Source organism: Streptomyces sp. NPDC020362 (genome assembly GCF_040642095.1).
Classification (GTDB): domain Bacteria; phylum Actinomycetota; class Actinomycetes; order Streptomycetales; family Streptomycetaceae; genus Streptomyces.
On record NZ_JBFAET010000369.1, the window covers coordinates 1 to 4,459 of the forward strand.

Here is a 4,459-nt window from a genome sequence, read left to right on the forward strand (position 1 = left end):
GTCCTCCCAGGACGGCGGCCCGGCCGGCCGCACTCCATGACCCACACCGCGTGCCTCACCACCGAGCCCAGGCGCATCCTCCCGCCCGTCCCTCAGCGAGGAGATTCCGTGCACCGCAACCGCAAGGCCACCCCCGGCGTCCTCAGGCCCGGGTCCGCCGCCACCGCCCTGCTGGTCGCGGCAGCCGTCCTGGCAGGCTGCGAACGCGGCTCGTCGAGCGGCCCGGAGGACTCCCCCTCGGGACCGAACGGCTGCCCCGAGGCCCACACCAGGGCCGAGGCCGCCGTCGCCCGGGCGGAGCGGACCGCCATCCCGTGGAAGGGGCCCACCAGCGGCCCCGGGGCGCTGGCCGGCAAGACCGTCGTCTACGTCGCCCAGACCATGACCAATCCCGGAGTCGCGGGCGCCGCGGACGGCGTACGGGAAGCCGCACGGGTCATCGGCTGGAACGTCCGGGTGATCGACGGTGGCGGTACCCCCGCAGGCATCCAGGCGGCGATGAGCCAGGCCGTGGCGCTCAAGCCCTCGGGCATCGTCATCGGAGGCTTCGACCCCGAGGCGACCTCGCAGCAGGTCGCGCGGGCCCACGCGGCACGCATCCCGCTGATCGGCTGGCACGCGGTCGCCTCCCCCGGCCCCAGCCGACGCCCCGAGCTCTTCACCAACGTCACCACCGAGGTCGAGGACGTGGCCGCGGTCAGCGCCCAGTGGGTCATCGCGAGCTCGAACGGCAGAGCCGGGGTCGTGCTCTTCACCGACGCCTCGATCCCCTTCGCCAAGAACAAGTCCGACCTGATCAGGAAAGAACTCGCCACCTGTCCGGGCGTGAAGCTGCTGGCGTACGAGAACATCCCGATCCCGGACGCGAGCAGCCGCACCCCCCAGGAGATCTCCTCACTCCTGTCCCGCTTCCCCCACGGGTGGACGTACTCCGTCGCCATCAACGACCTGTACTTCGCCGATGCCGCCCCGGCCTTTCGTGCCGCGGATCGGAAGGGGGCCGGGCCGCCCTACAACATCGGCGCAGGGGACGGCGACCCGTCCGCCTTCCAGCGCATCAACAACAGGCAGTACCAGGCGGCCACCGTGCCCGAGCCGCTGTCCCTGCAGGGCTGGCAGATCGTCGACGAGTTCAACCGCGCCTTCTCCGGCCGCCCCGCCAGCGGATATGTGGCCCCCATCCACGTCACCACGGCCGACAACAGCCATGGCGCCACGACCTGGGACCCGTCGGGCTACCGGGAGGGATACCGGAAGATCTGGGGAAAGTGACAGCGTCGCCCAGCAGCCCCGGGCGGTGTGATGTCCGGTCGCCGGGCACAGGGGGGTATGTCCGGCCGCGGCACCGGGCAGCGCGATGTCCGGGGGAGCACTAGACCACGATGATCAAGACACCTCCGCGATTGAAGAAGAATCCGTGGTGGTCGAAGCCGAACCGGTGGTCGAAGCGGAATCCGTGGTCGAACCGGAACCCGTGGTCGAACCGGAACCCGTGGCCGGACCGGAACCCATTGTCGAAGCAGCCGCGGCCCCAGTCGCCGCACATGTCGGTGGCGACATGAGTGTGCACGGCAGGGGCCGCCGCTGCGGCGGGGCCCGCCGTGCCGATCGCGGCGCCGCCGGCCATCAGAATGCCGACCGCGGACACCGCGGCGAGACGCGTCGCGCGTTGTGCTCGCATGATGGATGCACCCTTCCTTCCCTCCTCCCGCGCACCTCACGGCGGTACGCGGGGGACAGCCGCAACCGCAAGGGAGCAGCGGCGCGATCGCAGGCGTCGGACCGGCCGTCCGGGGCGTACCCCCGTGGCTGCGGCTGTCTCTCTGAGTACGCAGGTGGCGCCCTTTTGGATTGCGGTCCCGCGTCCCCGGGCCCCTCAGGCCCCCCAGGCCGCGGCACACAGCGCGCGGTCCACCTCGTCGGTGTAGCGGGCCGCGGCCAGCCAGGCCCGGGCGAACCGGTCCGGGTCCGCCGGGAGCAGACGGCCGAAGACATCACGTGAGCGCTCCGCCGCGGCAGCGTGCAGTTCATCCAGCAGATCGCCCGCCGTCGCGAGACCGTGGCCGCTCAGCCGCCGGACGTCGGCGGCCGTGTTCCCCGGGAAGGACAGCACGAGCCGACCGCCCGAGGCCGCCTGCTGCACCCGGCGCCGCAGCAGGTGCACGGGGGCCTCCTCGGGCGGGGGCGCGGCGGCCCCGGGCGCAGACGAGGCGGGCGCGGGCAGGTCGGCGCGGAGCAGCCGGTCCAGTCCGGCGTCGATCCGGGTGCCGGGGATGGTGGGGTGCTCGGTCGCCAGCAGCAGGGCCCGGGGGTGCGGGGCCGGGGTGAGCCGGGCGACGATCCGCAGCCGGCTGCCCCGGGCGGCGGCCAGCAGACGGAGGTTGTCGCGGTGGGGGAGCGCCGGGTGGTCGTGGGCGGCGGTCAGCCGCAGGGTGACGCCGTCGCACTCGGCGAGAAGGCAGTCGCCCGCCGCCTCGCGGACCGTGCCGACGAGGGTGACCTCGAGAAAGAGCAGGTCGGTCCCTCCTGCCAGGGCGCGGGACACCTGTTCGGCGGTGGGCACCGTCCAGAGCCGGTCCAGGGGCTCGGCACGCCAGTCGGCACCGGACGCGCGGACCGCCCGCACTCCTGCGCCCGCCCCGAGCCGCCCCGCCGGGGAGACCGTGGCACCCGACACCGCGAGCCCGGCCCGGGACAGCTCGCGGTGGGTCAGTGCCGTGTCCCCGACGCGTACGGCCCGGTCGGCCGCGCCCACGGCCCGCCCGGCACCGCCCGGGGCCACGTCCGGCACCTGGTACAGGCGGCCCTCGGCATCCGCGGTCCAGGTGACGGCGCCCGCATAGCCGCTCGCCGTGAGCACCGGCTCGGTGAAGAGGCCGTACAGCCGCAGCGAGCCGTCCGGGCGGTACGGCTGCCGTACCGTGCCGCGCAGCTCGGTCAGTTCCGGACCTTCGGCATGCGGGATGCGGTGGGCCGCCGACAGGGCGTCGCGCAGCGTGCCCACGAGGTCGGCGAGGCGGTGGGCGGGGTCGGCCGAGCGGGCCGCGCGCACCGCCGTGACCACGGAGACGGCCGTGGCGGCGGCCCGGGGGAGACCTGCGAGCCGCGCGGTGTGCGCGGCGCGCAGCAGCTCCGCCTGGAGCACGGCCCCGGAACCGTCCGTACCCGCTTCGAGTACGGCGGTCGCGGCAGCGTGCAGGGCACGGGCGGCGGCGCACTGTTCGGGGGTGGCCCGCTCGGGCTGTTCCGGTTCCGGCAGCGCCTGCGCACCGGGGTTCGCATCCGGGGCCGCGCCGGCGTCCGGATCCTCGGAGCGGGCCGCTGCGGCCGGTTCCGAGGCCGGTTCCGCGATCGGTGCCGCCGAGGCCGCCGCGGCGCGGTGCAGGCAGTCCGGGGCCAGCAGGCAGCCACAGCGGACGTCGTCGGCACGGGTCACGGTGCCACCAGGGGCGTGCAGTTCGACATCGGTGCCGTCGTCGACGGCTATGCGCACGATGTCGCCGTCGCGGACGGCCGGGCGGTCCGCCAGCTTGGCGATGCCCGCGTCGAGCCGCTTGCGCAGCCGGGGGGAGAGGGCGGCGACGAGTTCGGCGGTCACGGACGGCGCGACCGGCGGCAGAGCCGCACGCACCCGGTCCCCGCTCGCACCGTCCCCGCTCGCACGCTCCTGGCCCACGCGCTCCTGGCCCACGCGCTCCTGGCTCACGTGGGTTTCGCTCGCACGCTCCTCGTTCGCACGCTCCTGGCTCGCGTGGGTTTCGCTCGCACGCTCCTCGTTCGCACGCTCCTGGCTCGCGTGGGCTTCGCTCACACGCCCCTCGCTCTCGAGGTCCTTGCTCATGCGATCTTCTCCCCTACCCAGCGGGCGAGTTCGAGCGGGCTGAGGGTGGCGACCGGCATGCCCGCGGCGACCAGCCGGCTCGCGACCCCGGTGGAGTACCGGGGCCGGCCGGAGTCGTCCAGGCTCGCGCACCCGAGGACCTGGCAGCCCGCCCCGACCAGGGCACGGACCTCGGCGAGCAGCCCGCCGAGCGGGTAGCCCTCCTCGAAGTCGCTGACCACCACGACCAGCGTGCGCGAGGGCACGGTGACCAGCTCCCGCGCGTGCCGCAGCCCGGCCGCGATGTGGGTGCCGCCGCCCACGCTGACCTCCAGCAGCAGCGACAACGGGTCCTCGACGTGATCGGTCAGATCGATGACCTCGGTGGAGAAGGCCAGGAAGTGCGTGGACAGGGTGGGCACCCCGGCCAGTACGGAGGCCGTGATCGCCGCCCAGATGGTGGACGCCTCCATGGACCCCGACACGTCGGTGACCAGCATCAGCCGCCAGTCGGCGGCCTTGCGGGCCCGGGCGCGGAAGACGGGGCGCTCGGGAATGACCTGGACCGTGCCGTCCGGTCCGCGCCGCGCGGTCGCCAGGTTGGCCCGCAGCGTGCGCGGCAGGTCGAGGCCGCCGCCC

4 protein-coding genes are annotated in these 4,459 nt (G+C 74.6%); 1 reads left to right on the forward strand and 3 read right to left on the reverse strand.

The window, feature by feature from the left end; genetic code table 11:
- The first annotated feature begins 108 nt into the window (after positions 1–108).
- Positions 109–1,272 carry a substrate-binding domain-containing protein gene (locus tag AB0H32_RS46965; RefSeq protein ID WP_361135457.1) on the forward strand — a complete coding sequence of 388 codons (1,164 nt, stop codon included), beginning with the start codon at positions 109–111 and terminating at the stop codon, positions 1,270–1,272.
- 100 nt (positions 1,273–1,372) lie between these two features.
- Here the strand turns inward: AB0H32_RS46965 and AB0H32_RS46970 are convergent, their stop codons facing one another.
- The 3 genes from AB0H32_RS46970 to AB0H32_RS46980 form a co-directional block, all read right to left on the reverse strand.
- Positions 1,373–1,681 (reverse strand): hypothetical protein, encoded by a 309-nt coding sequence (locus AB0H32_RS46970; protein ID WP_361135459.1) that lies wholly within the window; start codon positions 1,679–1,681, stop codon positions 1,373–1,375.
- 195 nt (positions 1,682–1,876) lie between these two features.
- Positions 1,877–3,631: a hypothetical protein gene (locus AB0H32_RS46975; protein ID WP_361135465.1), complete on the reverse strand. Its 1,755-nt coding sequence runs from the start codon at positions 3,629–3,631 to the stop codon at positions 1,877–1,879.
- A gap of 206 nt (positions 3,632–3,837) precedes the next feature.
- Positions 3,838–4,459 (reverse strand): VWA domain-containing protein (locus AB0H32_RS46980; RefSeq protein ID WP_361135462.1); only part of this gene is annotated, 622 nt, incomplete at its 5' end.